Genomic DNA, 25,628 nt, shown 5'->3' on the forward strand with positions numbered 1-25,628 from the left:
TACCCAGCACTCCAGCATCCTGTAGGCAGGCCGCATTTTGAAGTAACTGCGACTGGTTCAGGTCGTCGTTGATATGACTTGGATAACCTTGATTACCGCGGACGTATTCAACAAGGTCATCGCGATAGCCTACGCCACCTATTGAGCGGAACCATACGGCACTACTTACAGCTAAGGTGTGGCGAAAGATCGAGTTAACAGGAAGCAACGTCTAGACAAACGAAGAGAGGAGAAAGCCGATGAATATCTTCGAGTGTGCCTATTCTGCAAAATCTCTCGCAGATCAGTATATGAGCACCTTCTTGCTCGATGTAGAATCGGAGATCGTGCTCAAGAATTTGTACCAGTTCGTGAATGGGAGCGAAGAGGTCTTTCGTGGGCTTAACGTGAGGATCACGCCACTGGATCTGGGGGATGGTGGCCGCTGTATTGTGGAATACTGCATTGACAGCGTCAGGGAGACCCATGGCATGAGCTTTTGTGTCTGTGACGATGAAGTAGAGGAGTACGGAAGTGGGAAGGGGAGTAAAGAGCATTTCGAGAAAATAATCAAGTATATCGACTGGAGGCATTACCTGAGAACCTGCAAGGTCGAACACATCAAGACGTATCGAAGCAACACAAATTTCCATAGGATCGTTACTGATTAAGATAGAGGGCCATTATAAAAGAGGGTTGGCATATTGTCGACTGCATTCATAACGTTTTATTTACCTGTGACGGGCACTGAGATTGCCGAATCTCTTCGGCTGTGGAAATGGGCCTTTTACTCATCACGATCAGGTCATCCGGTCGAAGCTACGATTTTGCCGCCAACTTCACTGAAGTTTCCGACATGTCCCAAGAAGCCGCAGGCCGGATTGACAAAGGTCTCTTGATTGCCACTGGACAAGTTCCACGGAACGGGACACCAGCGAAACCCGCCCTAATTGGTGATCATGTAAACATGATGCCACAGGTCCCCCCGACCAGCAGACCGATATCTGCTCACTGATTTGAACGCATGTGACCCAAGCTGCATCGGCTGTTTGGCCCGCTGCGAATGTGATCAGGGTCAACGTCTTGATCTCATAAATTGACAATCTCACGGATCAGATGCCTGTTAAGCGAACTGCCAGCGAGTTTGCGATGCGGTGGGACTCCGTTGTCTACGCGAGATGGCATCGAAAGGGCGAAGACCAAGAGCAGTACTGGGGGGCGGAAGCAATCTCTCCGGATGCCATAAGATTGAGATAAACCATCTCGTCAGCTATCCGCCCCCTGCGATCTGTTGTTCTGCCCGACGCTGACCTTCTGATGGTTAAGCTGTGGGTAGTGGAATTCCTCCAAATTCACCTAGAGAAGATTGGAGAGTCGCAGGCTGTACTAAAACCATTTATCTCACGGAGCTTCCACTCGGCTGGTCGAGCTAATCTTGCTGTCAGAAAAATGGAAATGCTCTCTTCGTCACATCGATAAGGTACTGGAGATCGCCGTACATCGCCGCTTCGTAGAACCCGACCGCTAAGTAGAATCCTATCAATGCTACAACCGTATGAGATACTGTCACACTTAGTGCGTTATTCGGATTACGGTGTTCCAGGAAGCATAGTCCAGCATGAAGTGATGAGAAAAGTAGAGTCGTAATACCAAGAACCCGAATCATTCCATAAAAGACTGGTTCCAAGATTTGCCCGATGGACTTCAGGTATGGCAAAACTCCTCCAAAGTAGGTTGGATGTGTTCCAATGGTGCGAAAGCCTTGGACGATACCGTCTGGTATCCCTGATGCCAGCTTGGCCGTCACCGGAAGATATGGAGCGGAAGCATCAACAAAATGCACAGCTATTACGGCTGGAATAACGAAGAATGTCCCCTGTAACCCTGCCCATGACAGCCTTTTGAGCATCAGCCAAGCTCCAAATACTGCGAGCACCGGTCCAAATACAGAAATTGGGCCGATAATGCCGTTAACAAATTCTCCTAGATATATGTAGGCTGCAATGAATAAAACGCCAGCAATTTTCCAGTATGCGTCATAACTATCTCGTTCGTGATCAAGTGAATTATTATAATTAACTACAAAATTTCCGTTTCCGTTGACAATCACGCTGCCAGTTATCCTGGTCGATGAAATGCTTACCCTAGCAGTTCGGATCGAAATTAGGGTACCAACCGAGATTGTGATCAGCCCTTTTAAGGTTAATAAATCATCAAAAATGGACACGCTTCTCTCCTCTATGGGGTGGTACCTTATTGTGAATACGAGTATTTGGGAGGCCGCTCAATTTCAAGCGAAAAGGCCGCGTCGCGGCACACCCCATACAGGGTCCACAGATTCCTTGTCATCCTTGCTGACGCGGGGTCGGGTGACGACTTGCCAGTAGTTGGCTCGAAGATGGAGCGGAAGGGGTGCCACTCGATGGGGTCGAAAGTCAGGACAAACACATGCGGGTACTCCTGGCCCGAATGACCGGAGCGGTTCCAAGTGATCTCGGTGGCGGTCGTAATGGCCTCTTTGGCGATGACCGCCCCGGCGGCGTCCCAGTATATATCGGTAGAGTTCCAGACGGCCGTCCCACCCGTTCAGGACGGCATGAATCGCTAGGAATCGCTCTCCGCCATCGGCGTCGAGGCCCCGGACGCCCACGTTGCCTCAGATTTCGATTAGGCGATGAGAATCGTTGGTCAGCCCGTCATTATCCCTATAACCACCCGAAAGCGATCTGTAGAGCCGAGGCCGAGACGATGGCGATCCATCTGGCCCTGAAGCACGCCGGAGAAGGTCTGGGAGGCCGTCGCGATTAGTCTCGGCTACGACCTCCGAATGCATGAACAGGCTCCAATCCGGGTACGGATGCGATGTGTCGTGTGCCGCTCGGGCGAAAGCTACACGAATCGGCTGGCCGCCGATGGAGGCGAATCTGGTCCGGCACGTCCAAGAGTCCCTAGCCGCGAACACGGGCGTCCGAGCGGTCACTCGGCAGACCGGCACTAGCCCCGACGACGGTCTCGCAGATTAAGCGGGGCATGCTTCCCGAGCAGCCGACCCCCGCCGGCTGGGCTCGGCGAGGGGTGCCTGGGGCGATGGCAGGGCCGACCCCTGGCCGGGCGTTAGGTCAATGTCAGCCGTGACCGCTATCCAGATCGTTTCCTGGCCGGTTTCCGACAAGTCGAGCCGGGGCCGCCATACCATTGTCAGCAAGCCCCCGAGGGCGAAAACCTCCGGCCAGACCCGCTTGGCCCGGCGGCCTTCGGGGCGAGGCAGAACGACCTGGAGCAGAGCAAGGAAATTACCCGAGCGATCCAGCGTACCTCGCCCGGTGGCTGCTCCAGATGCTGCTGAGTAGTCGCGTCGCCAGCAGGTCCAAGTCGGGTTCGTCCCCCGCTCGACCGGTCCGCGGTTGTCCCCGGCTGGGCTCTGGCGTTGGCTGCTATGAATAGCGGCAAGGGTTCGATACCCAGTGCTCGGCCTTGCAACAGGGCTTCCCCGCGGCCCAATCCAATGGGTTGCCAAGCGTCAGCATGCCCGAGCCGCTCCAGGGCGGGCACATCGAAGCCGGCCTGCCCGCTGCCTGACCATTCTACGGTGGTCATCAGCCTGTCGCTCATCCCCCCATGCGGCCTTCCGGCATCGTCGGGAATTTTGACTTGAGCAATTCCACCTACGTAGGCTCGGGATCAATAACCCAACCGCACCAACCGTTGAGAGAGAGAAAATAATGAACTTTCGCAAGCTAGCCGAGATGATGCTCCCTGATGAACATGGGTACCTGTGGATGGAACCGCGACTTCCATCATGATCAACCTTGCCATCGTCACATAAGTTGGACCGGAAATGTTCGAATTAGGGAGCGTTACTCTAAATCCGATCCATTCAGCCGCCCGAAAATCAAATCTGGAATTTTGACTTCAGCATTTTCGAGCCTGTAGTGCTTCTGTCAGGACCAACGTCAACTCAGCCAAAGAGGCAAGCAGATGAAAGCCTACCGAATTTTCGGTGAAAACATCCCACCGATTGTTGCCGAGCGGATCTCCAGCCTGCTGTTCAACGCCGTGACGGATCTCGCCGTGAACGACGACGCCATTGATCTCGACTTCCAGATCCTGTCCATGCTGGCGGAGGAAATGGCCGATCCGAGCTATGCTCGATCTTTGATGCAGTGAAACTCGCTCTGTATGCGTATACAAGGATGCCACCAATGAACATCGATGCCTGCCTCAGTGCTTCGAAATTTCTGGCTCAAACATTCGCAGCCGGGTTTTCTCGTTGTTGCTATTCTGAGGTTAAGCTGTCCTACCGATTTAACCACGAGATGAACGGTGAATCCCTTCCGTACGAGCTTCTCGTTGACATTCTCACTTGTCCGTGGAACCCAACGGATACCCATTGGGTGCAGTTCAACGTAGACGGCTGTGGGATTGAAGTTGAAGCTAATGCGGGCAGTGCCTCTCTGCTTCCAATTTTTGAAGAGGAAAAGCAGAAGTTCGGAAAAATCATTGGGCGAATTGACTGGGATGAATTCCAGCGGGACTGCTCCATTCAGTATGTCTAATTCACCGCATCAGACAGGTGATGCTAGGCTACTAAAGCCAATCCTGCACGGCGGGTACTGATCTGGGATACTCGGATGGAAGTCCGAATACCTTCCGGTATTCGTCCGGGGTCGAGCCGTGTTCGCACGCAAGGTGCCTCTTGAGCATTCGGCCGACCTGACCGCAGATCAAGCACGTGATGGTCGTCGGGGTCACCGACCGCTTGATCGGCACGGCGGGCCTTATGGCGGGCGTCGCCTGGGCAACCGAAGCCGGCTGGCGAAGTGGCTGGAGAGGGCGGTAGTCTGGATCAAGCTGGGCAGATCGCCGGGGGGAAACCCGGTTATTGGTCAGGTAGGCCGAGACCACTCGGGCCACATTGGCCAGGGCTCTGAACTCAGGTTAATTTTTGCGAGCGAATCGTGAACGTTCTCGGCTGTGATCAAGCCGGATCAACAATCCCGAGGAATGCTGGTTCGCAGTGGGACTGACACGGCTCGCTTATTTGGTGTGACCCGTTAACCTGAGTTCGGACCCCTGACATTGGCGTGAAGGTTTTGGAGATTGTCGGATATGAGGTATCTTAGCGGTTGAACCGGTGAGAGGATATACGGGTATGTCACCGCCAGCTACCGTGAACTTGGCCCTGCCGACTGCTACGACATGGGCCAGTTCGTCACCAGCGGCCGGTGGATCACCTGACCCCCGTCACCCAACGTGCCGTTCTTGGTCGCGTTCGACAGGGTGCGGGCGAAGCCGACCTCCTGGGCCAGCAGGGCCGCCAGCTTCCCGAAATGCTCCTCCTCAGCGGTCGCCGGCACCACAGCCAGGAAGTCAAACTCGGCCCGCGAGCATACGGCCGGGGATGCTGCCCTGGTACCCGCCGACTACAAGGCCGTACCTCAGGTACGGATGCAGGGTCCGGTGGGCGGCTGCCTTCTGCGAGTACGTGATCAGGTTGTGCGTGTTCACGCCGCCATACTTGCACTCGACTACCACAAGGGGTCGCCAATGCTGGCCGTTAGCGGCATCCGACGAGAATCGAAGCCGAATTGGTGGAGACCATGGTATGGAGCGACGAACCGGCCGTCTGGGACCAGAGCCAGAAAACGGGACCTTCCTGTCGGACCAGGACCGCCGCTACGAACCCTACTTAAGCCGCGTCGTCGTTCAGGACCTCGTGAACGACACCCGCTCGCAGGCCGGGATTGGGCAGATCCGTGTCGATAGATGAGAGGCCGATGGGCAGAGCACGACTACCAACTTGGTCTCCCATGCGTTCGATGGCCTGGATCGCCACTCTGAGAGCGGCTGTGGCAACGCAACGGCTCATCAGTCCATTCAAGCGTTCCTGTTATGTTCTGATATACCCTTCCTCAAATGCGAGTCAAGTTAGGTGTCATTTAGTAGGCAGCCACATGGCAGAGGGGGGTGGTGAGGGTGAGCATATGTTGCTTGTAGAGGCCCCACACCGATGCCCCACTACCATGCGAGGAAAACTCTATGAACTCGCGTTCAAACCCGCTTGCTGCAGGGATGGGCCACGTGATATTTCTCCGCACTTTCTAACTTACACAACTTAATTCCTGGGAGACGGCAATGCCAAAGGTTGTTAGCATGATCAATTGGAAAGGTGGCGTTGGAAAGACAACATTAACTCTTCACCTCGCAGCTGGGCTCGTTCTGCAACATAGCAAGAAAGTTCTTTTGGTCGATCTTGACCCTCAATGTAATTTATCATTTCTTGCTATTGGTGCCACTGACTACATCAACCACACTTACACAAAAAAGGGAGAAACATTGAAAAGTGTGTTTGACAATTACTTCTCTCGAAGCTCCACAAACGCCCATAACATAATCCAGCAAAAAAAGGTTAATCATAGTGCCGGCCACGTTTTTGTGGACATCGGCATTGTTCTGTCTCACCAAGAACTAACATTGTTGGATATGAAGCTGGCAAGAGAAAAAAGGGTTGGCAAGGATCATAGGGAAGAAACGAAATTTGAGATCGAAAAACTTTCTATTATTAAGGAGTTGATCGGTGCTGTAGCGGGCGAATACGATTATGTGTTGCTCGATTGCCCTCCAAACGTCAATCTTGTTACCCAGAATGCATTCTTCTCAAGCGATTACTATGTAATACCTGCCATACCGGACTTTCTGTCCACTGTTGGAATCTCTTCCATCAAGCAGTACATGGATCAGTTTAACAACGATTATAGGTCAATGTGGACCTATGCCGGACTTCCTGGCTCGTATACCGATACGAAGTTCGGTGGTATAATCTTCAACATGGTTGACGAGTATGGCGGCGGCCCCAAAGATGGACACAATCAAATCTTTAAGTCAACGATTGCACAGCAAGGCATCCATGCCGTTTTCGACAACTATGTAACTGACGGTGATGGCATTACCACTGCGGCTCAAATGAATCTGCCCGTGTTCGCCTACAAAGACCTTCCCAGATCTCATGCGAATGCACAGAAGCAAGCCAAGTACCTTGAAGGCGTTGTCAATGAGTTTGTCTCCAGAATTAAGTAAGAGGGATACAGATGAATTCCCACGATTTGGCTGAAATGCTTGAGGCTGTTGCAAAAATATTGCGATCGATGCCTAACAGTAGTATTAGCTCTACGCTTGACAGCGTGCTCTCTTCAATAGAAGGAGGAAAGAAACAGTCCTCAAAATTGGAAATGTCAACTGGCGTGGATGAGCTTCCAGAAGGCATAGAAGAAAAACTCAAAGCAATGTCACTCACCGAGATTGATCAGTTTTTCTCGGAAAATGAGCAGATATTTACAACAAACAATTTGACACGTTTGGCCGCTCGCCTCGGCATAACTACATCAAAGCGTCAAAGCCGCAATGCATTAGTAAACCTGATTCTGCGGCATATTGAAGCCGGACAGATGGATTCTATGATTCGAGCCGCCCGGGATGTGAAGTAGCTACCAACTCCGAAAAAATATAATAGCCGAAAGGGAAGCAGAGTATATGAATATAAACCTCGATAGGCTGGCAAAATTATTAGGAATGCTGGGGAGTAACGCGGATGGAGAAGTATTGAATGCAGGAAGATCAGCTTCAGAAATGATAAAAAAAAGTAATTTGCAATGGTCAGACATCTTAAATAAGCCTAGTAGCGAAGACGAATCTATCAAGAACCGGCTTATGCTGATAAACCGTATGATTCATTTCTGGCCTGCCGTGGATCAAGAAGCATTTTCCCAATTGAGGGAGCGTTACTTCCAAGGCGAGATGGAATATTCTGATCAACGCAGATTGAGTTATTTCTTTGAATTAGCTTCTCCTACTATCGGACGACCGAATTCACCTTATACGGTTGGAGATCCAGGTTTCTCACCGGGCAATTGGTCAAATGGATCTTGGAAATGATGAGACTCGTCAGACGAATGTTTTACCGAAATAGCGACAGAATTGCCTTCTGACGCTGGTTGGCGAAACTCAACGCCGTCTGGCCAAGCTGCTGGCGATCTGCAGAGTCAGTAGTTTCGATCCCTCCTCGTTCTGATCCGCCTGGGTGAGCTTGTTGCCCTCCTGCAGCACCTCCGAGAACCCCTTCGTGAAGTCTTCGCGGGTCGTCAAGATGCTGAGCCCGGTCGTGAGGGTCTGGGAGGCCGCCCGTAGCCTCTGGTCGGCCGTGTCGAGGCCCTGGATGGCGTCTCGATGTCGGTCCGGCCGTCCACCATTCTGGCCCAATCGACCTACAGGCCCTTCCCATGGACCTGGAGGTTCTGACTCTCGACCGTGACCACATCCATATGGGATGCGTCGAAGGCCACCAGCATGTCGTTTGAGTGATTAGCCGGTTCAATGAGGGCGGTCTTGAGGCTGGCCCCGTTGCTTGGCTTGCCCGGCTAAATGTTGTGAGCGTCCTGGTTAAGGGATCAGGGTCGAACACAAGATTGTTGTCAACCCCGAGGTCGACGGATGACGCGGGATAGGAATCGCTGGGTGTAGCTGTCAGGGGGCTGGTCACCGTGACGGTCTTGTCCGTGCCCGTCCCTCCGGAGATGCTGACCGAAATGGGGTTAAAGTCCCCGCTCGACGGCCTCTGAACGTCGCTGACCCTCAGAGCCTTAACAGGCTGCGGAAAAAAAGCAGGCAAAGGAGGTAGGTGATTGCGGCCCAATCGCCAAGGTGAACACCGCATAATGTGGCTCCTGACCTCCGACGAGACTTTTTCCGCACGCTGCTGAGTCCCAAGTTCTGCTCTGCGTCTACGATGTCACTGACCGCACCGGTGATCCGGCCGCTGCCGGTGACCACCATCTGGTATTCGTCCGGCTCCGAGACGTTGGTCACGCGAGCCCGACGGATTCCGATCAACTCCTGAATCTTCGCTTTGGATTCCGGAGTAGCGTAGAGCCGGGATCCATCGCCAAGCAGCAGGTTCTTGCCTCCGTATTGGCCGTCGCGGGCTACGCCGTTGATCTGTTCCAGCGGGGTATCGAACTGGCCCACGAGGTTCTTTCGATCCGCCAGGGATGCTGGATCAATGCCGAGGCTACGCAAGGCTGCCGTCGTGAGCCCGCGTGCCTGCTGGAGCAACTTGTCGATGCCGGTGATGCCTGCGTCACCAGCCCGGATGGTGCTGATCGCCTGCCCGATGGCGTCCTTCATGACCGTGAGGTCGCCGGCTCGCTGGGTCAGGGTCCTATCGGCGAAGAACACCTGCGGACTATGGAGGGCGGTGTTAACTTTCAGCCCTGTCACAAGCTGCTCCTGGGCCGTCGCGAGCTTCTGCCCAGTGACCTGGAGGGTCAGCAGGTTCGCCCGCATAGCGGCGGGAAACTGAAGGTCGGTTGCGGCCATGGGGCGAAAGCTTTGCTGCTGCGACTCATCAATGCAACAAGTGAACTTGATGCAATTCGTGAATTACTTAGGATATTATCGCGATCACTCCACGATTGATATCAAGGAAACTTTGTGTTCGGGGACGCTATGCAGGAATTTCCCAACAGAGAAAAGGCTGCCTATCCAGCCCGGCTGATCGGCCCGGCGGGGCTACACCATTGGGCTGATGATCGGTCTGATAATTGCCATGGGATGCGGGATGCCGACATCGACAGCGGCTCAGCAACCCGTGTACCGTCCGCCGCAGATCCAGCACCTCGCCGATCCATTCGGTCGCGACGCTCCGCCGGGAGGGGGCGTGGCCCCTGACCTGCGGCCCGATCCGATTCCGGCCTATCGGGACTTTCCTCACCGCTGGAAGCTTATGCAGCAGACGTTGTGCCAGCCGGTGTTCGATCAGCAGACCGGCAGGACGACGGCATGGCAATGCCGGATGGCCGATGACACCGTACAGGAAATCCGCTAACCCCGAGCCTACCGCTGAAGCGGCGGAAACTTCTCCGTAATCCCGAGGATCTGGGCCTTCCAAAACAGAACCCGCTCGCGGCACAGTTCAGGGCGAGCCCCGGCGTTGACGATCTGGGTGTACTCGGTCACTGAAAAGGCCGAAGCCATCTGCTGGATCGTATGGCTCGATTGATCGACCACCGAGTGCGGCAGGTAGCCGGTCTCCATGTTCCACTGGCGGTCCTTGCGGCGGAGTTCGTTCCGCTTCAACCGGACCCAGTCGCCGAACTCATCCCGCAGCCGGCTACAGGTCAGGAAGCCGTCGCGGAGAGCCGGGGCTTCCCGCTGGTACTGCTCCCAGAACTCGCGGGGCTGCTGGTGCAGGTTCCGCAGGCAGCCGTCGTAGACGACATCGTCGTTCGGGCAAGTCGTACGGCCGGTCGCCTCGGCCGGAGGGTCACCGCCTCGCCCCGATGGGATGGCAACGTCACGGTAGGGCGTCGCTCCGTCGTAGGGCTGGCGGATCCCAACTCCTGGCCCTGCCTGCCGGCAGCCGGGCACGATTGCCAGCATGACCATCAGCACTGCCGAGGTCGCCGTGATCCGGTGCATCACCGCCGGGCTCCCGCCTATCGGCCGCACGCCTGGGCCAACCCCTTGCTGACCTCGTCGAAGCCGATGTTATCGAAACTGGCTCCGGGTTGGTAAGCTAGATAAACATCGATCACGAATGCGTCGCTCATCTTCTCGACCAGATCGACGACTGCGGCGTAGTCCTTGGCGGCCACCCCACCTTGGAAGATCTGCCAGGACCCGGCGGGAACCAGCGTGCCGTTCAGTCCGAGCGTGACATCCAATACGCCAGAGCCCCGGACAGGGATCGTTGGCAGGTACAGCACCGCCGCCCGCTCCTGTGTAGCCGCATCGCAGGTGATGATCAGTTTGTTGCCCTTCTGGTCGAATTTGGTCGCGACGAACCACCCCTTCGCATTGCCGGTCACCCAGGGTAAGCCCTGGGCCTGAACGGTAGTGGCGATCAGAAGGGAAATCAGGACGATCAAAATTCTCATAGTCGGCCCTATCGTTGATGAGACTCCCTCTGAGCCGACCCAGATCACTTGATCAGGTCGGCACTCAGCATCGCCTTGACGATCTTCTGAACTTCGCGAGACCGGCACCCGTAGTCGTTGGCGAGTTTGTTTGCGTCGCTTTCGCCGTTCGCCGCCGACAGGATCAGCGGTATGCCGCCCGCCGTTCCAAGGACTTCGGCAACGCCCAGGGTGAACTTCTCGGCGTCGTTCAATACGGAGCATCGTTTGTCCAGCTTGCCCAGGAAGCCGATGGTGTAGCCCATCATCGCGGTGTTCTCGGTCTCGTTCCGCGGCTTCACCGATCCTGTGTCCCCGCTCAGCATCGCGTTCAGGACCTCGGGACGGTGGTACTTGTCTTGGCCGATGGCCGGGGCGGTAATACCCACCACGCCGGCCAGGACGGGGATCACCATGATCGACACTACCCGCATGTTTGGTCCCTTTGGCGGAATGGAGCGAAAGTTCAGGTCGCTATGGACCACTTCGTGCGGGCCGCCTGGGCCAGTTCGCCGTCCGGATTCCGGAACCCATACCCGCGGACCAAGAGGGACTTGGCGTACTGCTCGCTGCCCTTCAGGCCAAACACGATGGCAACGCCAATGGAGATCAGGAGTTCGACGATGCTCATGATGAGCATCCCGTCGGGCGTCAGAGGCAGAAAAGCCGTCACCAGCGAACAGACGTTCAGGCCAACGATGATCCACCCCTGCATGGCAAGGCCGCGGAGGAAGTGAGGGATGCCGAAGATGAACACTGACAGCAGGGCTACCCAGTCGAACTCGGTGGTGAGGGTTCTGATGTCCTTCGTGGTGGGATTCACCATTTGGATCTTCATGACGTGCTCGCGGTTCAATGGCGTCGGTGGGCTGGCAGGGGGGCTCCTCAACGCCATCGGCCTGAGTGAGCATACATACCCCGCTCATAACACCTGCTTTCCATTGTGTTATAGCACAGAAAGTTAAAGCAAGCATTAACCTCAACCGACGGAAGAAGCGTCATCGGGTTACCGCCCAACCGATGGCAGGTAGTTTCAACCTGGAGGCAATGACGCGATGGTGTTCAGATCACGCCCGGAGGACGCGACGGTACTCGACGCTGTTGAGAGTTACGGCCGTTTCGCCGACCGTCCGGCCCGTTCCGCGTGTTCCACGAGGGCCTCGATCTGCCGGATCGCGACCATCAGGAGGTCGTCGTCGAGCCGGCGGAGGAGCGACTTGGCCTTGGCCTCTTGAGCAAGGCGGTGTTCCGGAACGTGCGACGGGGAGACCACGTCGGTGACATCGAGGCCAAGGATTTCAACCAGATCCACGAGGGTGTCAAGGGCCGGCAGGTACTTGGCATTCTCCAACGCGGACACTGACTGCACGCTGAGGTTCGCCCGGTCGGCGAGGTCCTCCTGGGTCATGCCATGACCAGTTCGACTTGCCCGGATCAGGGCTGCCATCTGAGCCTTGAGTTCGCCACCCATGCCTTACCCCTGGTTTACACCGGGGCAGGTTCAGGTTTCCTTGAGGTAGGCACCATGAAGCTACCATGATGACGAGATAATATTTCACCAAGGAAACCACAACATGGGGAGGGAAGGCTTCTCGACCGCCGTCGTGCCGTTTGGCATCCGGGTCTGCGGCCTCCGGGAGGCCGACACATCATCGCCATCGGCGACCCCGGCCAGGATGACCTACCAGTGCCGGGCGACGCCCCTGTGTTGCGGTTGAGCTTTTGGGTTCTCGACCGGGAACCGGCGGGCGGGAATTCAATGTGGTCGGCATTGTCATGAGGAGAGTCGGTTCGGATGTCGCAAGTCGGCGACAACCATCCCACCTGGAGTTTAGTCGCGGGGTTCTAACGAGTGGACGGCTGCTGAAGACGAGGTGCCCCGCGTCAGCGGTCTTCAGCGTAGCGTTTTCCGTATTCTAGCTGGAGATTGGCCGGCCCGACATAGACGCCCCAGTCACAGGTGTCGGCCATGCAGACACCGAGCCGCCAGATATTCCAGTCGATTTGGAGTCGGGCTTCGAGCTTCCCCACGACCCACCTGCGAAGGCATAAGGTCCAGTTTGGGATCTCATCCGGACTGAATGGCCAGGGCTCGTCATGACAGAAATCGCAGTATAGTGGGCCAACCTCAACCCAGAAGTAGGTCGGTCGTAGGTCAAAGCCGACGCCGATACTCCCAGACCCGAGATCGATGCCGATGGCGACGACCCAGGACCCGATGGAGTACTCGACCAATTTCCACAACCGCTTCATCGTTCGGTCCCGCACAGCACCGCATCGGTGGAGCAGAGGAGGTGTACGGGTCGGGCTGTTACGCTTCGTCGCGAAGGCGAAGTGCGACCAATGTCAGCACGAGCCTTTCCGCGTGTTCCCGCAGCGAGTCGATGTGGTACACCCGCGGGCACCCGGCCTCGGAGTCCCACCCCACGGGCTGCGGCCAACCTTGGTCGGGCAGCGATAAGTAGACCAAGTAGATGACGAACCGCTGAATCTCCAGGGCGGTAGCGTCGGTGAACCGCTCACGGAACGCGGCGAGCCTGTCGGTGATGGTGGTGTCGTTCGAGACCTCCAGCACGGTGTTGGCCAGCCGGATCATGCGGTCGCGGTAGCGGCCCTCCTGCACGGAGTTCCATCGAGTGGGGAGCCGATCCGCGAGTTCGATCATTTTCTGGAGGGAACGAGGGCGACAGCCGTATCGGTCAAAGAGCCAATCGAGAGGATCGGGCATGGTTTACTCCTGCCTTGATCCCATTCGACTACACCCGATTCGAAACCTGTCAAGCGAGCCCCCTTCGACGCTGCGGTATGTCGGTACTACGTCTGGTCCTGCATCCTGAGGGGGGCCGGTGCTACATTGTTCTCATCAGGGCGTTGGTGACCGCAATGTGACCGGCGGTCCCCAGTTAAGCGACTAGAGGCACGATGACCTCGTTTGCGACGAGCCATTCGATCCGGTATCGGGTCGGCCTTGACGGTTCGGCTCATCGGCGGTGCCGCTCGAAGATCCTGGCGACCATCTCGTTGGAGATTCCAGGGTTGGGCCTCCGGCCTGTCGCTCCGGTCGGGATTGCCGGCCCGGAGTCCGGAGCCCCCGTTGTCCTCTCACCATATTTTCCGGGAAGTATGGTGAGTCCAGGATTCCCAACGGGTCCACGCTGGGGGTCGCGTTGACAGGTTCCGGACTTGGCATAGTCTGGCCTGAGATGCGGCTTTTCTGGTGAGTTTGGCATGGCGGGCAGGCAGGCGAAGGTGTTGACGGCGACCCAGGCCAAGGCGGTCCTGGCCTACCTGTCGGGGACCCGCAACGCGGCCCGCGACACGGTCATGTTCCTCCTGTCGGCCAAGGCGGGGCTCCGGGCCAAGGAGGTCGCGTCGGTAACGTGGTCGATGGTGATGGACGCCAACGGCGACATCGCCGATGTGCTCCACCTGGAGGACCGGGCGGCCAAGATGGGGTCGGGCCGGCTGGTGCCGCTGAACCGGGACCTCCGCGTCGCCCTGGTCGAACTGCACCGGGTCCGGACGCCGCGGCCCGAGGACCCGGTGGTCTACAGTGAGCGGGGCCGGTCGATGTCGGCGGGGTCGGTGGTCCGATGGTTCCACGACCTCTACGGCCGGCTGGGCTTCACCGGGTGCAGCAGCCACTCCGGCCGCCGCACCTTCATCACCCACGCCGCCCGCAAGGCCAGCACGGTCGGTGGGTCGCTCCGCGATGTCATGGAGCTTGCCGGGCACCGGTCGCTCCAGACCACCAGCCGGTACATCGAGGCCGACACCGAGGCGAAGCGGCGGCTCGTCGATCTGGTCTGACGGCGGTCGGCGGGGCAACGGGGCAAGTCCAGGACCTCCTGGATCAGGGCCGCCGGTGCTTCGACGCTGATGGCAAGGTGGCGAGGTCGATCAGAACAAGTCCAACGGCTGGTGCCGGGGGCTTGGCGATTGTGGGGGCCTGAGATTCTTCTGTCGGGTCATATTTGTATTTCGCTTTCCCTGTTCCGGGTCACGCAAAATCTCCTCATCACCAACCACTGAGGAGATCATGGAGATGATCAACCAGGACATCGTGAGCCGGATGCGGGGGCTCGACAAAGAGTTTGGGAATCAGGCAGCCGCCGAGTGGGACGCCGTCACCCAGCGGAAGTATGTCTTTTTCATCCAGATCCTGGCCGAGTACATGGACCGGTTCTGGGCCGAAGTTCATCAGATGAACAAGCTCTATTCGGTCACCCGCTGGAAGGTGCTGTCGCACGGGGATACGCTCTGTTGCGTGTTTGCCTTGGGGTGCGACCACCCCGGCGGCATGGGATACGCTAAGTTTCGTTGGAGGGATATCCGCGTCCTTCCGCAGGAGGTCTGACCCTCAAAGGCCCCCATCCCATCAGGTGGGGGCCGACCCGGTGATGGTCGCCAGGACCTTTTGGATGCGGCGTCCGCCGGCTCGACGCCGATGCGGAGCGGCATGGCCACGGCGATGCAGGCCGTCCTGGACGGGCGGGACGGCCGCCGGGAACCCGGTCGGTAAATACCCGGAGCCCGTCACGGGGCCGCCCGCCAACCAGCCAATCAGAGGTTCCGCCATGAAGGCCAGCGAGGTCTATTTCAACCGCAGCCACCGATCCCTCCAGCCCCACGACCATGTCGCCGTCCTAGTTCTGGATGGCCCGAACTGGGTCCGCTTTCGCTCCTTCTTCGAACCGGCAGACCAAGGCGTCACCATCCTAGACGCCCGTCTGGACGGCCCTGACCGCATCGTGGTGCAGGCCGGCTGCACCTCCGAGGAGGTTCTGGACCAGTTGCATACCGCCTGGGCCTGATTGGCCTCAGGTCACCCCGGTGATGGTCGCCCTGCGGCGGACGCTGTCGATGATCGCCTGGACCTCCGGGCTCTCGGCGGCTTCGCGGGCCTGCTGCCGTTCCGCCATGATCGTGTTGGCCTTCCAGGTGATGTAGCCCGCCGACACCAGCCGACGGAGCTTCGGGTTGTTCGGGTCTCGCTGGAACTGCCGGAAGCCCTCCTGGAAGATCTGCCGGCGAAGCCGCTGAAGCTCGCGGGCCTCGTCGGTCAGCACGATCATGTGCTCCGGGCAGATGCAGGTCCTTTGCCTGCACGTCATCCGGATCTGGGGGCGGCTGGTGTGTTTCGACGGCGGCGGCTCCCCGAAAGCCTCCCGGTACATCAACGGCCGGAGCAGTTCCTTCCGGCCCTCGATCTTCAAGGCCGGGTAGCCGCTGCTGCTCATCGGCCCGGTCCAGAGCCAGCAGCACGTCTCGGCGTCGTATTCGACATGTTCGACGATCCGGTCCTCGACCGGTTGGGCTGGCTTCGACATCGGCGTCTCCGGTTGGGCTCCGCCTCCACTGGTACCAGCCCGGCCTGGGCTGGGGCAAAATTCAACGGCGGCACCCGATCCTGGCCCGGCTTTTCATCGGCCTCGGCCAGACCGGCGTCGGCTTCAAGGTTCGGCATGGCCCCGATCCGCCCCAAGCCGGGGCGAAACCGCAACCGGGCTGGACGGCCGGCCAGGGTCGAAACCGGCCCATACCTCCCGTCTCATCCTTGCGAAGCAGACCGCGGAGCGACGCGGGCTCGGGCGAGCATCGCGAGCCCGAACCCAGTCGCTCCGCACGGCGGCGGCTCGCCGCCGCCGATCAAGCCAACCGAAGGCTTGTGCAAGGCCCCGGCGGCTCCGCCGCAGCAAACCCGCAGCCGGCCGGTCGCGGATTACAACGGACTTTGTCCGGGAGGGTGACGGGCAATAAGGGAGTCGGCCAAGCCTTATCTCTCTCAGAGAGATAAGGTTTTGCCCCCTTATCCCCGCACGCTGTCGGGCAACGTTCGCTTGTCTGGCTCGATTCTGCCCCTGCCCGACGTGCCCTCCGCAGCGGCGTCCCGGCCGCTTGAGGGGCCGATCCAGACGGCTCTGGAACATTGGCGGACGTGACCGTTTCCGGTCGAATTCAGCTACGTCTCGACGCCGCGTAGGCAGTGCCGGACAATGTCGCCATCCCGACCAGCGGATCGCCCCCTCATGACCCTCCTCGGCTCCACCAATCACCCCCAAGATATTGATACGACACAGGAATTCGCTCGGAAGCGGCGGAATTCCCCGCGGTGTGACACCGCCCTGTCGCACGCGGCGTCGACCGAATCGCCTCCATCCCCTTCAATATCCGCCGTTTCAGCCCGCCCAGGGTGTCGCACATCCCTGTCGCCCAAGCGGCGTTCCATGGGGCTGTGGCTGCGGGGAGCCGTCTGGCAATTCCGAACCCGTGTCCCCGCCGACCTCCAGGGGGTTCTGGGCCGGACCCACATCAACCGATCCCTGAAGACCAGCAGCTACCCCGACGCCATCCGGGCGGCCCGTAGGGTGGCATTCGAGATTGAGCAGGACTTCGAGGCGGCCCGTGGGGGCACCGGGGGCGACCCGGCCCACGCCGCGTGCGACAGGCCCTGTCCGTCGCCGCCGGTCCCCTCGGTGACGGCCAACACCGTCCTGCCCGATTTCATCGGCCCGGCCATCCACATCGACCTGGACCTGCTGGCCAGCCGCATCGCCGAAAAACTTCAGGCAACCCAACAGGTCTTCGTGGAGACGGCTGTGCCCGCCGCTGAACCCGCCAAGGCGAAGACCATCCAGCAAGTCTACGACGCCTACATGGCCGATCCCGGCGTCATTCGGTCCGGCAAGACCGTCCTGGCTTACGAGACTGTGTTCGGCCTGCTGATCGAGATCATCGGCCAGGACACGCCGGTGTCCGACATCGGCCGGGAGACCTGCCGCGAGGTCATGGACACCCTCCGGTGGCTGCCTCCCAACTCAACCAAGCGGTACCCCAACCTGACCGCCCGTGAGATCGCCCTTGTGATCGCTTGATTCGTTGTGGCTTTCGCACAGCAGGCACGTGTCCACGTTTTCTGTGTCGTCCCCAATAACATCACTTTTGCATTCTGGATTTTTGCACTGCATCCTTCGAACCTCGTACTCGCTCTCACATAGATGGCAGTAGACTTTATTCACCCCTTCCACCAGGGTAGCCGTGTGTATATCGCCCCGTTCTGACATTTCTCCTGCATCACTAATGCACGATATACAGGCATAGCGACGTGTTTTCTTAGAAAACCCAAACAACTTTTTGTATTGATGGTTCGTTAGTGCCTCAAAAACTTTCGGCAACTCGGTCATAACGGTGGAACGTTCATTCCAACGACGATCATAGAACGAGGACCACCTTGTTCTCGATTGATGTGAAAGCCTGTCGGGGAGCCATTTCCGATTCGGGTAACACTCGGCATACTGGTTTGCCAATATGTCAACTAGAACCATGGGATCAATTTTGTCCTTATAAGCACCGAGATGTTGGATCTTGTTCCGATTACCTCGCACATTCTCGTACTGCTGCTTGAAATTTTCTGAGAATACGCCGGGGAAAATTGCATCAGCTACCCTCATGAGGTCTGATGCATCAATCGTACGAAATGAAGAGAAGTCTGCGTTGGATTTAGCCCAAGACCGTACGTCCTGGCCAAGAAGCAAAAGGAACGGGCTAACACTGCACAACTTTGCCTTCAGGCCTAACTCCTGAGACTGCTGTATCAATGAATATACCATTTGAAGATCTGGCTGAGCCAACCTGATGTAGTCCTCAATCGCGTCATGGTCGTCGGCATCTAAATACTCCCATGACTTTTCCGTGATGATCTCAAACAGCGATGACCAAGCGGTAAAATACAGTCTTAGCGAAGTCTCTTCTAGTTCCGCTGCGACGGGAATGTTATTAATCATCCGGAACCTCAGGAGCAGCACACGGGCATCGCAGAATCGCATAATCACATTTGGATGCAAGTCACAGGTGAGGTCGACGACATCGTCCGGCCGATGCAGGAGTCCCGCATGGGCTTCTATGTCCACATGGGCCTGAACGGACTGCTGGTGCTGTTGAAGGAGATCGTCACGCAGCAGGTCCTGCGGTGCCATTCGGCGAGGGGGTATCTCGGGGAAACCGGCCAACTCTGGTACACCCGCCTGCTGCCGCCGCCGATCCCGGAGATCGGCCACCATGTGGTGGTAACGACGCCCTATGTGGTGCTGGACGGGGTGGAGCAGCGGTTCCTGGACTACATCGCCCGCGAGGTTGCCCGGATGGCCGCTGCCGGGGGCCGGAAGGCTGCGGATGCAGAAGCCCTGCTGAAGGTCGGCCCGACCGCCAATCACTGGAACGAGTACATTTCCCTCGCCTACGTCAACCACCAGCCCGACGCCATCTTCTGGCCGGCGTCCCCGATATCCGCGAAAGCCTGCCGCAGGCGTAACGCGGCGGGCCACCGCACCGACAGGAGGACAATACCATGGCCGAAGCCGCCACCCACATCGTCCGGGCCGCCCTTCGGCCCAAGCTTTACCGGGACATCGAGATCCCGAGCGACCGCTCCCTCTACGATCTCGCCGAGGCCATCGTCCGGGGCTACGCCTTCGACCTGGACCACGCCTTCGGGTTCTTCCCCAAGCTCACCGGCAACATCTACGACGCCAAGCCCCGGTATGAACTCTTCGCCGACATGGGCGAGGGCAGCGACTCCTTCAGCGTCAAGAAGACGACGGTGGCCCAGGTGTTCCCGAAGGTCGGGAAGGCGATGACGTTCCTGTTCGACTACGGGGACGAGTGGCGGTTCCGGGTCGAGGTCCTGGCCGTCGGCGAGCGGGAACCACGCAAACGCTACCCGAGGGTGGTCTCGTCGGTCGGCAAGGCCCCGCCCCAGTACCCGGACCCCGACGAGGATTTCGACGAGGAGGACTGAGCCGGCCACCCTGCCGCAGCCCCGCTCCCGGTCAACGCCGTTGCCTGCCGCACCCGGTCTGATAGAGTGCCGCCGACTTGCACACTTTTGAAGAGACGTTGGGCTTGCGATGGCCGTTCTGACCCTGGACCAGCTTGAATCCCATCTGTGGAAGGCCGCCGATATCCTCAGGGGCTCCATCGATTCGTCGGATTACAAGCACTACATCTTCGGGTTGCTGTTCTATAAGCGGCTCTGCGACGTGTGGGAGGAGGAATACGAGGAGCGGCTGGCCAAGTACGGCGACGCCGCACTGGCCGCCGACCCGGACGAGCACCGCTTCCACATCCCCGAGGGACGGTTCTGGAAGGATGTGCGTACATACACGACCAACATCGGCGAACAACTGAACGCCGCGTTTCACGCCGTCGAAGACGCCAATCACCGCCTGCGGGGCGTCTTCCAGGATGTGGACTTCAACAACAAGGAGCGGTTCCCCGACGCCAAGCTTGAGAAGCTGCTCCAGCATTTCGAGAAGCATCGTCTCCGCAACGCCGACGTGGAGCCGGACGTTCTGGGGCAGGCGTACGAATACCTGATCGAACGGTTCGCCGACGATGGCGGGAAGAAGGGTGGGGAGTTCTACACGCCGAAGATGGTGGTGCGGCTGCTGGTGGAGTGCCTGCGGCCCGAGGAGGGCACGTCGATCTACGATCCGACCTGCGGATCGGGCGGCATGCTGCTGGAATCCTTCCACCATCTGGAGCGGCAGGGCAGGAACGCCCGCAGCCTGACCCTGTGCGGGCAGGAAAAGAACCTGAACACCTGGGCCATCGCCCAGATGAACCTGTTCCTGCACGACATCCAGGACTTCGACATCGCCCGTGGCGACACGTTGCTAGATCCGAAGCATCTGACCGGCGACGGCACCAAGGCGATCCGGACCTTCCACCGGGTGCTGGCGAACCCGCCCTTTTCCCTGAAGGACTGGGGCCACGAGGTGTGGAGCAAGGGCGACCGGTTCGGCCGCGACCGTTACGGTTGCCCGCCCAAATCCTACGGCGACCTCGCCTTCGTCCAGCACATGATCGCCAGCCTGAGGCAGGACGGCATGTTGGGGGTGGTCCTGCCCCACGGTATCCTGTTCCGTGGCGGGGCGGAGGGCCGCATCCGCGAGGGCCTGTTGAAGGACGACCTGATCGAGGCGGTGATCGGCCTCGCCCCGAACCTGTTCTACGGGGCCAGTATTCCCGCCTGCATCGTGATCGTCCGCAAGTCGAAGCCGAAGGACCGCAAGGGGAAAGTGCTGTTCGTCAACGGGGCTGAGCAGTTTATCGAGGGTAAGGCCCAGAACCACCTGTCCGACGCCAACGTCGCCACGCTCGCCAAGGCGTATCACGACTACGCCGACTTGGATCGGCTCGCCCGCGTGGTGCCAATGGCGGAGATCGCCGGCAACGACCACAACCTCAATATCAACCGCTATGTCCACCTGACCGAGGAGGAGGAGGACTTGGACGTGGGTGAGGAGGTCCAGAAGCTTCTGGAGTTACGGGAGCAGCGGGACGCCGCCGAGGCCCGGATGATGGGCTTCCTGAAGGAGCTTGGACATGTCCGGTAGCCCCGCATCCTGGCCGCTGGTGAAGATAGGCGATATTGCACGTGTGAAGGCAGGAGCGACGCCTTCAAGAGAAAAGCAGGAGCTATATTTTAGCGAATTTGGCCATCCGTGGGTAAAGACGGGCGATCTGACAGACGGGCTGTTGTGTGAAACCGCCGAGAGAATTACAGAAAAAGCTGTCGCTGATACGTCGTGTGAAATACACCCTCCGGGAACAGTTCTTGTTGCCATGTATGGTGGATTCCAACAGATTGGTAGGACAGGTATATTGCAAGTATATGCCGCAACAAACCAAGCTGTCTCTGCAATTATAGCTAACCGTCAACGCGTAATTCCACATTTCCTTAACTATTGTCTTGTATATAGCCGACCGGCTTGGAAGAAAATTGCTGCAAGTAGTCGCAAAGATCCTAATATCACTAAGCAGGATATTCTCGATTTCCAGATCCCTTTGCCGCCGCTCTCCGAGCAACGCCGCATCGCCGAAATCCTGTCCAGCGTGGACGAAGCCATCGCCGCGACGCAGGCGGTTATCGAACAGACCCGCACGGTCAAGCAGAGCGTGCTGAACCATTTGCTGACCAAGGGCATCAGGCATACCCGCTTCAAGCAGACGGAAATCGGGGTGCTTCCCGAGGCTTGGGAGGTCGTGACTGTAGACGATATCTGCCAGCGTATCAGTGTTGGCATCGTTGTGCAGCCAGCCCAGTACTATGTGCCGGAAGGCGTGAAATGCTTCCGCTCTGCAAATGTTCGTGAAGGTCGCGTTGAAGACTCAAATTGGGTTTATATCTCGCCTGAGGCAAACGAACAGCTTGCGAAGTCGCGACTTGAAGCTGGTGATGTACTGGTTGTCAGGAGTGGCTATACGGGAACATCTTGCGTAGTTACCCCTGAATTTGCGGGAGCAAATTGCATTGACATCATTTTTGCTCGACCAAACCAAAAAGAGGTGAACTCTCACTTCTTGTCTGCCCTAATTAACAGCCCAATCGGGCGAGAGCAGGTTCTCCGGTCTGAGGGTGGGATGGCACAAAAGCACTTCAATGTTTCTGCTATGAAGAAAATGCTGGTTCCTCTGCCTAGCATGGTTGAACAGGAAGTGATTTCTAGTCGTGTTATTGAATTGAACGCACAACTTTGGCTTGCGGAGGCGGAAATTTCTAGGCTGCAACGGCTGAAGTCCGCCCTTATGTCCGACCTCCTGACCGGCCGGAAGCGGGTCTCCGCCGACGCCTTATCCCCCGCTTTATAACGCACGACCACAGGGAGCAGCACCGTGGCCCAGGGCATGGAATGGCATCTCGCCGAGCAACCCACCATCGCCTGCCTTGAGGCCATGGGTTACCGCTTCGTCCCGCCGGAGGAGAATGCCGCCCTGCGGGACGGCGAGAACCAAGTGCTGTTCCGCCCCCACCTCGTCGAGGCCATCCAGCGGATCAACGGCGTCTCCCTGGCCGACGCCCAAGCCGCCTACGCCGACCTCGTGTCGGTCACCGACAACGAAGTGTGGCTCAAAAAGCTCCGCGGTGACTTCAGCCGGCCGGTGCAGGGGGAGGCGACGCGGCGGACCCTGCGGGTGGTCGATTTCACCAACCCGGCCAACAACCGGCTGACCGTCACCCACCAGTTCCGCGTCAAGGCCGAACGGACCCGGATCCCCGACGTGGTGGTTCACCTGAACGGCATCCCGGTGGTGGTGATCGAGTGCAAGAGCCCGATCAACCACAAGGACAAGACCGGCGAGGCGTTCGACCAGATCCGCCAGTATGAGTGGGACATCCCCCGGCTGTTCCTGTCCAACGTCTTCAACATCGTCACAGACGGCACCAACTGCCTCTACGGCTCCACCGGCAGCCCGTCGAAGTTCTTCGCGGCGTGGCGGGACCCGTGGCCCCGCCGGGAGGCCGACTTCACCGACGAGCTGTCCAAGGGGCTGTGGTGCCTGCTGGAGCCGTCCCGCCTGCTCGACCTGATCGCCCACTTCGTGGTGTTCGAGAAGACCGAGGAGGGCATCGTCAAGAAGATGTGCCGCTATCAGCAGTTCCGGGCGGTCAACAAGATTGTCGAGCGGGTGGTGGAGAACCGGCACCGCCGGGGGCTGGTCTGGCACACCCAGGGGTCGGGCAAGTCGCTGACCATGGCCTTCGCCGCCCTGAAGCTGAAGACCCACCGGACGGTAGACTCGCCCGAACTGACCAACCCCAACATCCTGGTGTTGACCGACCGGGTGGATCTGCACACCCAGATCACCACCACCTTCACCGCCTGCGGCCTGCCGAACCCGACCGACATCGGCAGCATCCGCGATCTGCGGACCCTGATGGACGGCAAGACGGACGGGCTGATGGCCCTCTCGACCATCTTCAAGTTCCAGGGGTCCGAGGAGGCGGTCGCGAACTCCGCCACCTGGATCGTCATGGTGGACGAGGCCCACCGCACCCAGGAAAAGGACCTCGGGGCCTTCCTGCGGAAGACGCTGCCCGACGCCCGTTTCTTCGGCTTCACCGGCACGCCGATCAAGAAGGACGACAAGGACACCTACGCCAACTTCGGCGTGGTCGGGGAGGGCTATCTCGACAAGTACGGCATCGACGACGCCGTGGCCGATGGGGCGACAGTGCCGATCTACTACACCGGCCGCAAGACGGATTGGCATATCGACGAGGCCAAGATCGACATCCTGTTCGACCAGTGGTTCGCCGACCTGCCGGACGACAAGCTGGCGGAACTGAAGAAGCGGGGCGTGACCGTCGCCGATCTGGTCAAGCACCCGAAGCGGATCGCCCTGATCGCCTACGACATCTGGACCCACTTCAAGGAATACGCCAGACCCGACGGCTTCAAGGCCCAGGTCGTCGCCTTCGACCGCGAGGCGGTCATCCTCTACAAGCGGGCCTTGGATGCGGTCATCGCCGCCGATCTGGCCGCCGAGGGTATGCCCGTCGAGGACGCCCAGGCGATGGCGGCGGACATGTCGGCCTGTGTCTACTCGTCATCGCAGGAGGACGGGAAGCCGAGCGAGGACGCGTACACCCAGTCGATCCGCGACGACCTTGTCGCCCACTATCTGGACGACAAGGCCGAGATCGATGTGAAGAAGGCGTTCGGCAAGAAGGGCGTCCGGCCGGATTTCCTGATCGTCTGCGACAAGCTGCTGACCGGGTTCGACGCCCCCGCCGAATCCGTCATGTATCTCGACAAGCCGCTGAAGGAGCACGGCTTGCTCCAGGCCATCGCCCGCACCAACCGGGTTGCCGACGCCCGCAAACGGAACGGGCTGATCGTCGACTACATCGGCGTGTCGGCCCATCTGGACAGGGCTCTGGCCTCCTACCGGACCGACGATGTCCGCAACGCCATGCGGGACCTCGACGACCTCCGCAACCAGCTTCGGGCCGCCCACGCCGCCGTGCTCCACATGATGAAGGGGGTGAAGCGGGCCGGCGGGCGACTGGACAAGGACAGCCTGAAGGCCGAGTTCGACCAGCTTGTCGCCCGGCTGAAACCCGACGAGAAGCTGTGGATCGACTTCCGCAAGGCGGCCCGCGAGTTCATCGGCCTGTACGAGGCCGTCAGCCCGGACCCTTGCGTGCTGGAGTTCACCGCTGACCTGAAGTGGGTGGCCCTGTTCCTCCAGTACGCCACCCAGGCCATCGAGAAGCGGGAGGCGTTCGACCAGCGGTCCTACAGCCGCAAGATCCGCGACATGCTGGAACGCCACCTCGACGCCACCGGGCTGAGCGTGACGGTGAAGCTCCGCCACATCACCGACCCGGAGTTCTGGGAGGACTTCAAGGTCGAGGGCAAGACCGAGGACGACCTCAGGACGGCGGCGATCCGCAAGACCACCGAACTCCGCAAGGTCGTCTACGAGCGGCTGGGACAGAACGCCCACCAGTACGGCAAATTCTCCGACCGGCTGCGGGAGTTGCTGGAGAAGCTGGAGGGTGCCCAGCTTTCCTGGGCCGACACCCTGAAGATGGCGGAGGACCTCGCCAAGGACCTGGAAGCCGAGGCATCCGCCCATGAGGACGCCGGGATGTCGCAGGGGGCCTATGGCATCCTCCAGGTCCTCCTGGCCTTCGACGCCGGGGATGGAGCGAATGGGCTGGCGGAGCGGATCGCCGCCCTCTACGAGGATGATGCGACCGCCCCGCGGCTGTGGCAGGAGAAGGAGGGGCTGCGGCGGTCGCTGCGGCAGCAGGTCCGCGGCTTGGTCCACGAGTTCGGCCTGGGGAACCTCAAGGAGGTCTCCGAACAGGTCGAGGAATTCGCCCTCAAGCAGTTCGCCAAGGTCTGA

At 58.9% G+C, this 25,628-nt stretch carries 28 protein-coding genes; 15 read left to right on the forward strand and 13 right to left on the reverse strand.

Annotated features, from left to right (window positions below):
• The first annotated feature begins 239 nt into the window (after positions 1 to 239).
• Positions 240 to 650, forward strand: coding sequence for a hypothetical protein (locus ABNQ39_RS13225; protein ID WP_376958008.1), 411 nt, complete (start codon positions 240 to 242; stop codon positions 648 to 650).
• Positions 651 to 1,420: 770 nt separating this feature from the next.
• Here ABNQ39_RS13225 and ABNQ39_RS13230 read toward each other — a convergent pair.
• Complete coding sequence (locus ABNQ39_RS13230) at positions 1,421 to 2,206, reverse strand: hypothetical protein (RefSeq protein WP_376958009.1); 786 nt, start codon at positions 2,204 to 2,206, stop codon at positions 1,421 to 1,423.
• A 1,751-nt stretch (positions 2,207 to 3,957) separates the two neighbouring features.
• Between ABNQ39_RS13230 and ABNQ39_RS13235 the strand changes: the two genes are divergently transcribed.
• Complete coding sequence (locus tag ABNQ39_RS13235) at positions 3,958 to 4,146, forward strand: hypothetical protein (protein ID WP_376958010.1); 189 nt, start codon at positions 3,958 to 3,960, stop codon at positions 4,144 to 4,146.
• Between the two features lie 35 nt (positions 4,147 to 4,181).
• The gene (locus tag ABNQ39_RS13240) at positions 4,182 to 4,535 is read left to right on the forward strand and encodes a hypothetical protein (protein WP_376958011.1); all 354 of its coding nucleotides are present in this window, start codon (positions 4,182 to 4,184) and stop codon (positions 4,533 to 4,535) included.
• Between the two features lie 31 nt (positions 4,536 to 4,566).
• Here ABNQ39_RS13240 and ABNQ39_RS13245 read toward each other — a convergent pair whose 3' ends face one another.
• Both ABNQ39_RS13245 and ABNQ39_RS13250 read right to left on the reverse strand, forming a co-directional pair.
• Positions 4,567 to 4,893, reverse strand: a complete 327-nt coding sequence (locus ABNQ39_RS13245) for a MucR family transcriptional regulator (protein WP_376958012.1) — start codon at positions 4,891 to 4,893, stop codon at positions 4,567 to 4,569.
• Between the two features lie 278 nt (positions 4,894 to 5,171).
• The gene (locus tag ABNQ39_RS13250; RefSeq protein ID WP_376958013.1) at positions 5,172 to 5,336 is read right to left on the reverse strand and encodes a hypothetical protein; all 165 of its coding nucleotides are present in this window, start codon (positions 5,334 to 5,336) and stop codon (positions 5,172 to 5,174) included.
• A 778-nt stretch (positions 5,337 to 6,114) separates the two neighbouring features.
• Between ABNQ39_RS13250 and ABNQ39_RS13255 the strand changes: the two genes are divergently transcribed.
• Genes ABNQ39_RS13255 through ABNQ39_RS13265 form a run of 3 tightly spaced genes read left to right on the forward strand, consistent with a single transcriptional unit; the run spans position 6,115 to position 7,911 of the window.
• Complete coding sequence (locus ABNQ39_RS13255) at positions 6,115 to 7,056, forward strand: ParA family protein (RefSeq protein WP_376958014.1); 942 nt, start codon at positions 6,115 to 6,117, stop codon at positions 7,054 to 7,056.
• A gap of 11 nt (positions 7,057 to 7,067) precedes the next feature.
• Positions 7,068 to 7,463, forward strand: a complete 396-nt coding sequence (locus ABNQ39_RS13260) for a hypothetical protein (protein WP_376958015.1) — start codon at positions 7,068 to 7,070, stop codon at positions 7,461 to 7,463.
• A 46-nt stretch (positions 7,464 to 7,509) separates the two neighbouring features.
• Positions 7,510 to 7,911 (forward strand): hypothetical protein, encoded by a 402-nt coding sequence (locus tag ABNQ39_RS13265; RefSeq protein ID WP_376958016.1) that lies wholly within the window; start codon positions 7,510 to 7,512, stop codon positions 7,909 to 7,911.
• Between the two features lie 696 nt (positions 7,912 to 8,607).
• On the opposite strand, the gene ABNQ39_RS13270 is transcribed toward ABNQ39_RS13265, so the two are convergent.
• The gene (locus ABNQ39_RS13270) at positions 8,608 to 9,351 is read right to left on the reverse strand and encodes a flagellin (protein ID WP_376958017.1); all 744 of its coding nucleotides are present in this window, start codon (positions 9,349 to 9,351) and stop codon (positions 8,608 to 8,610) included.
• Between the two features lie 340 nt (positions 9,352 to 9,691).
• Between ABNQ39_RS13270 and ABNQ39_RS13275 the strand changes: the two genes are divergently transcribed.
• Entirely contained in the window at positions 9,692 to 9,859 is a 168-nt protein-coding gene (locus ABNQ39_RS13275; protein WP_376958018.1) for a hypothetical protein, read from the forward strand.
• A gap of 8 nt (positions 9,860 to 9,867) precedes the next feature.
• Here ABNQ39_RS13275 and ABNQ39_RS13280 read toward each other — a convergent pair whose 3' ends face one another.
• The 7 genes from ABNQ39_RS13280 to ABNQ39_RS13310 all read right to left on the reverse strand — a co-directional run bounded on the left by ABNQ39_RS13280 (position 9,868) and on the right by ABNQ39_RS13310 (position 13,656).
• Positions 9,868 to 10,452, reverse strand: a complete 585-nt coding sequence (locus ABNQ39_RS13280) for a hypothetical protein (RefSeq protein ID WP_376958019.1) — start codon at positions 10,450 to 10,452, stop codon at positions 9,868 to 9,870.
• Between the two features lie 17 nt (positions 10,453 to 10,469).
• Positions 10,470 to 10,910, reverse strand: coding sequence for a hypothetical protein (locus tag ABNQ39_RS13285; RefSeq protein WP_376958020.1), 441 nt, complete (start codon positions 10,908 to 10,910; stop codon positions 10,470 to 10,472).
• A gap of 44 nt (positions 10,911 to 10,954) precedes the next feature.
• Complete coding sequence (locus ABNQ39_RS13290; protein ID WP_376958021.1) at positions 10,955 to 11,344, reverse strand: hypothetical protein; 390 nt, start codon at positions 11,342 to 11,344, stop codon at positions 10,955 to 10,957.
• A 50-nt stretch (positions 11,345 to 11,394) separates the two neighbouring features.
• A complete protein-coding gene (locus ABNQ39_RS13295; protein ID WP_376958022.1) occupies positions 11,395 to 11,766 on the reverse strand; it encodes a hypothetical protein in 372 nt (123 codons plus the stop codon).
• Positions 11,767 to 12,036: 270 nt separating this feature from the next.
• A complete protein-coding gene (locus ABNQ39_RS13300) occupies positions 12,037 to 12,399 on the reverse strand; it encodes a helix-turn-helix transcriptional regulator (RefSeq protein WP_376958023.1) in 363 nt (120 codons plus the stop codon).
• A gap of 413 nt (positions 12,400 to 12,812) precedes the next feature.
• Positions 12,813 to 13,181, reverse strand: a complete 369-nt coding sequence (locus tag ABNQ39_RS13305) for a hypothetical protein (RefSeq protein ID WP_376958024.1) — start codon at positions 13,179 to 13,181, stop codon at positions 12,813 to 12,815.
• A 58-nt stretch (positions 13,182 to 13,239) separates the two neighbouring features.
• On the reverse strand, positions 13,240 to 13,656 hold the full coding sequence (locus ABNQ39_RS13310; RefSeq protein WP_376958025.1) for a hypothetical protein: 417 nt from the start codon (positions 13,654 to 13,656) through the stop codon (positions 13,240 to 13,242).
• A 500-nt stretch (positions 13,657 to 14,156) separates the two neighbouring features.
• Between ABNQ39_RS13310 and ABNQ39_RS13315 the strand changes: the two genes are divergently transcribed.
• From ABNQ39_RS13315 to ABNQ39_RS13325, 3 genes are all read left to right on the forward strand, one after another.
• Complete coding sequence (locus ABNQ39_RS13315; RefSeq protein WP_376958026.1) at positions 14,157 to 14,738, forward strand: tyrosine-type recombinase/integrase; 582 nt, start codon at positions 14,157 to 14,159, stop codon at positions 14,736 to 14,738.
• A gap of 235 nt (positions 14,739 to 14,973) precedes the next feature.
• Positions 14,974 to 15,285 (forward strand): hypothetical protein, encoded by a 312-nt coding sequence (locus ABNQ39_RS13320; RefSeq protein WP_376958027.1) that lies wholly within the window; start codon positions 14,974 to 14,976, stop codon positions 15,283 to 15,285.
• A 220-nt stretch (positions 15,286 to 15,505) separates the two neighbouring features.
• Entirely contained in the window at positions 15,506 to 15,742 is a 237-nt protein-coding gene (locus ABNQ39_RS13325; RefSeq protein ID WP_376958003.1) for a hypothetical protein, read from the forward strand.
• 6 nt (positions 15,743 to 15,748) lie between these two features.
• Here the strand turns inward: ABNQ39_RS13325 and ABNQ39_RS13330 are convergent, their stop codons facing one another.
• Entirely contained in the window at positions 15,749 to 16,258 is a 510-nt protein-coding gene (locus ABNQ39_RS13330; protein ID WP_376958002.1) for a hypothetical protein, read from the reverse strand.
• 897 nt (positions 16,259 to 17,155) lie between these two features.
• Here ABNQ39_RS13330 and ABNQ39_RS13335 point away from each other — a divergent pair.
• Positions 17,156 to 17,803: a DUF6538 domain-containing protein gene (locus ABNQ39_RS13335; RefSeq protein WP_376958028.1), complete on the forward strand. Its 648-nt coding sequence runs from the start codon at positions 17,156 to 17,158 to the stop codon at positions 17,801 to 17,803.
• Here the strand turns inward: ABNQ39_RS13335 and ABNQ39_RS13340 are convergent.
• Positions 17,747 to 19,177: a hypothetical protein gene (locus tag ABNQ39_RS13340; RefSeq protein ID WP_376958029.1), complete on the reverse strand. Its 1,431-nt coding sequence runs from the start codon at positions 19,175 to 19,177 to the stop codon at positions 17,747 to 17,749. The two genes, ABNQ39_RS13335 and ABNQ39_RS13340, sit on opposite strands and share 57 nt — an antisense overlap.
• Positions 19,178 to 19,275: 98 nt before the next feature.
• Here ABNQ39_RS13340 and ABNQ39_RS13345 point away from each other — a divergent pair, with 98 nt between their 5' ends.
• The 4 genes from ABNQ39_RS13345 (at position 19,276) to ABNQ39_RS13360 (ending at position 25,628) form a co-directional block, all read left to right on the forward strand.
• Positions 19,276 to 19,725 (forward strand): IS1096 element passenger TnpR family protein, encoded by a 450-nt coding sequence (locus ABNQ39_RS13345; protein WP_376958030.1) that lies wholly within the window; start codon positions 19,276 to 19,278, stop codon positions 19,723 to 19,725.
• 109 nt (positions 19,726 to 19,834) lie between these two features.
• A complete protein-coding gene (locus ABNQ39_RS13350; RefSeq protein ID WP_376958031.1) occupies positions 19,835 to 21,325 on the forward strand; it encodes a type I restriction-modification system subunit M in 1,491 nt (496 codons plus the stop codon).
• Entirely contained in the window at positions 21,315 to 22,580 is a 1,266-nt protein-coding gene (locus ABNQ39_RS13355; RefSeq protein ID WP_376958032.1) for a restriction endonuclease subunit S, read from the forward strand. The genes ABNQ39_RS13350 and ABNQ39_RS13355 overlap by 11 nt, the downstream gene beginning before the upstream one ends.
• 24 nt (positions 22,581 to 22,604) lie before the next feature.
• Positions 22,605 to 25,628, forward strand: coding sequence for a type I restriction endonuclease subunit R (locus ABNQ39_RS13360; RefSeq protein WP_376958033.1), 3,024 nt, complete (start codon positions 22,605 to 22,607; stop codon positions 25,626 to 25,628).

Origin of the sequence: Azospirillum sp. A26 (assembly GCF_042604635.1) — a bacterium.
Taxonomy (GTDB): Bacteria; Pseudomonadota; Alphaproteobacteria; order Azospirillales; family Azospirillaceae; genus Azospirillum; species Azospirillum palustre.

Bases quoted from the DNA above. Each gene is read 5' to 3' on its own strand.
- ABNQ39_RS13225 (WP_376958008.1), top strand. From the start codon at position 240: ATGAATATCTTCGAGTGTGCCTATTCTGCAAAATCTCTCGCAGATCAG.
- ABNQ39_RS13235 (WP_376958010.1), top strand. From the start codon at position 3,958: ATGAAAGCCTACCGAATTTTCGGTGAAAACATCCCACCGATTGTTGCC.
- ABNQ39_RS13240 (WP_376958011.1), top strand. From the start codon at position 4,182: ATGAACATCGATGCCTGCCTCAGTGCTTCGAAATTTCTGGCTCAAACA.
- ABNQ39_RS13255 (WP_376958014.1), top strand. From the start codon at position 6,115: ATGCCAAAGGTTGTTAGCATGATCAATTGGAAAGGTGGCGTTGGAAAG.
- ABNQ39_RS13260 (WP_376958015.1), top strand. From the start codon at position 7,068: ATGAATTCCCACGATTTGGCTGAAATGCTTGAGGCTGTTGCAAAAATA.
- ABNQ39_RS13265 (WP_376958016.1), top strand. From the start codon at position 7,510: ATGAATATAAACCTCGATAGGCTGGCAAAATTATTAGGAATGCTGGGG.
- ABNQ39_RS13270 (WP_376958017.1), bottom strand. From the start codon at position 9,351: ATGGCCGCAACCGACCTTCAGTTTCCCGCCGCTATGCGGGCGAACCTG.
- ABNQ39_RS13280 (WP_376958019.1), bottom strand. From the start codon at position 10,452: ATGCACCGGATCACGGCGACCTCGGCAGTGCTGATGGTCATGCTGGCA.
- ABNQ39_RS13285 (WP_376958020.1), bottom strand. From the start codon at position 10,910: ATGAGAATTTTGATCGTCCTGATTTCCCTTCTGATCGCCACTACCGTT.
- ABNQ39_RS13290 (WP_376958021.1), bottom strand. From the start codon at position 11,344: ATGGTGATCCCCGTCCTGGCCGGCGTGGTGGGTATTACCGCCCCGGCC.
- ABNQ39_RS13295 (WP_376958022.1), bottom strand. From the start codon at position 11,766: ATGAAGATCCAAATGGTGAATCCCACCACGAAGGACATCAGAACCCTC.
- ABNQ39_RS13300 (WP_376958023.1), bottom strand. From the start codon at position 12,399: ATGGGTGGCGAACTCAAGGCTCAGATGGCAGCCCTGATCCGGGCAAGT.
- ABNQ39_RS13305 (WP_376958024.1), bottom strand. From the start codon at position 13,181: ATGAAGCGGTTGTGGAAATTGGTCGAGTACTCCATCGGGTCCTGGGTC.
- ABNQ39_RS13310 (WP_376958025.1), bottom strand. From the start codon at position 13,656: ATGCCCGATCCTCTCGATTGGCTCTTTGACCGATACGGCTGTCGCCCT.
- ABNQ39_RS13315 (WP_376958026.1), top strand. From the start codon at position 14,157: ATGGCGGGCAGGCAGGCGAAGGTGTTGACGGCGACCCAGGCCAAGGCG.
- ABNQ39_RS13320 (WP_376958027.1), top strand. From the start codon at position 14,974: ATGATCAACCAGGACATCGTGAGCCGGATGCGGGGGCTCGACAAAGAG.
- ABNQ39_RS13325 (WP_376958003.1), top strand. From the start codon at position 15,506: ATGAAGGCCAGCGAGGTCTATTTCAACCGCAGCCACCGATCCCTCCAG.
- ABNQ39_RS13330 (WP_376958002.1), bottom strand. From the start codon at position 16,258: ATGTCGAAGCCAGCCCAACCGGTCGAGGACCGGATCGTCGAACATGTC.
- ABNQ39_RS13335 (WP_376958028.1), top strand. From the start codon at position 17,156: ATGGGGCTGTGGCTGCGGGGAGCCGTCTGGCAATTCCGAACCCGTGTC.
- ABNQ39_RS13345 (WP_376958030.1), top strand. From the start codon at position 19,276: ATGGCCGAAGCCGCCACCCACATCGTCCGGGCCGCCCTTCGGCCCAAG.
- ABNQ39_RS13350 (WP_376958031.1), top strand. From the start codon at position 19,835: ATGGCCGTTCTGACCCTGGACCAGCTTGAATCCCATCTGTGGAAGGCC.
- ABNQ39_RS13355 (WP_376958032.1), top strand. From the start codon at position 21,315: ATGTCCGGTAGCCCCGCATCCTGGCCGCTGGTGAAGATAGGCGATATT.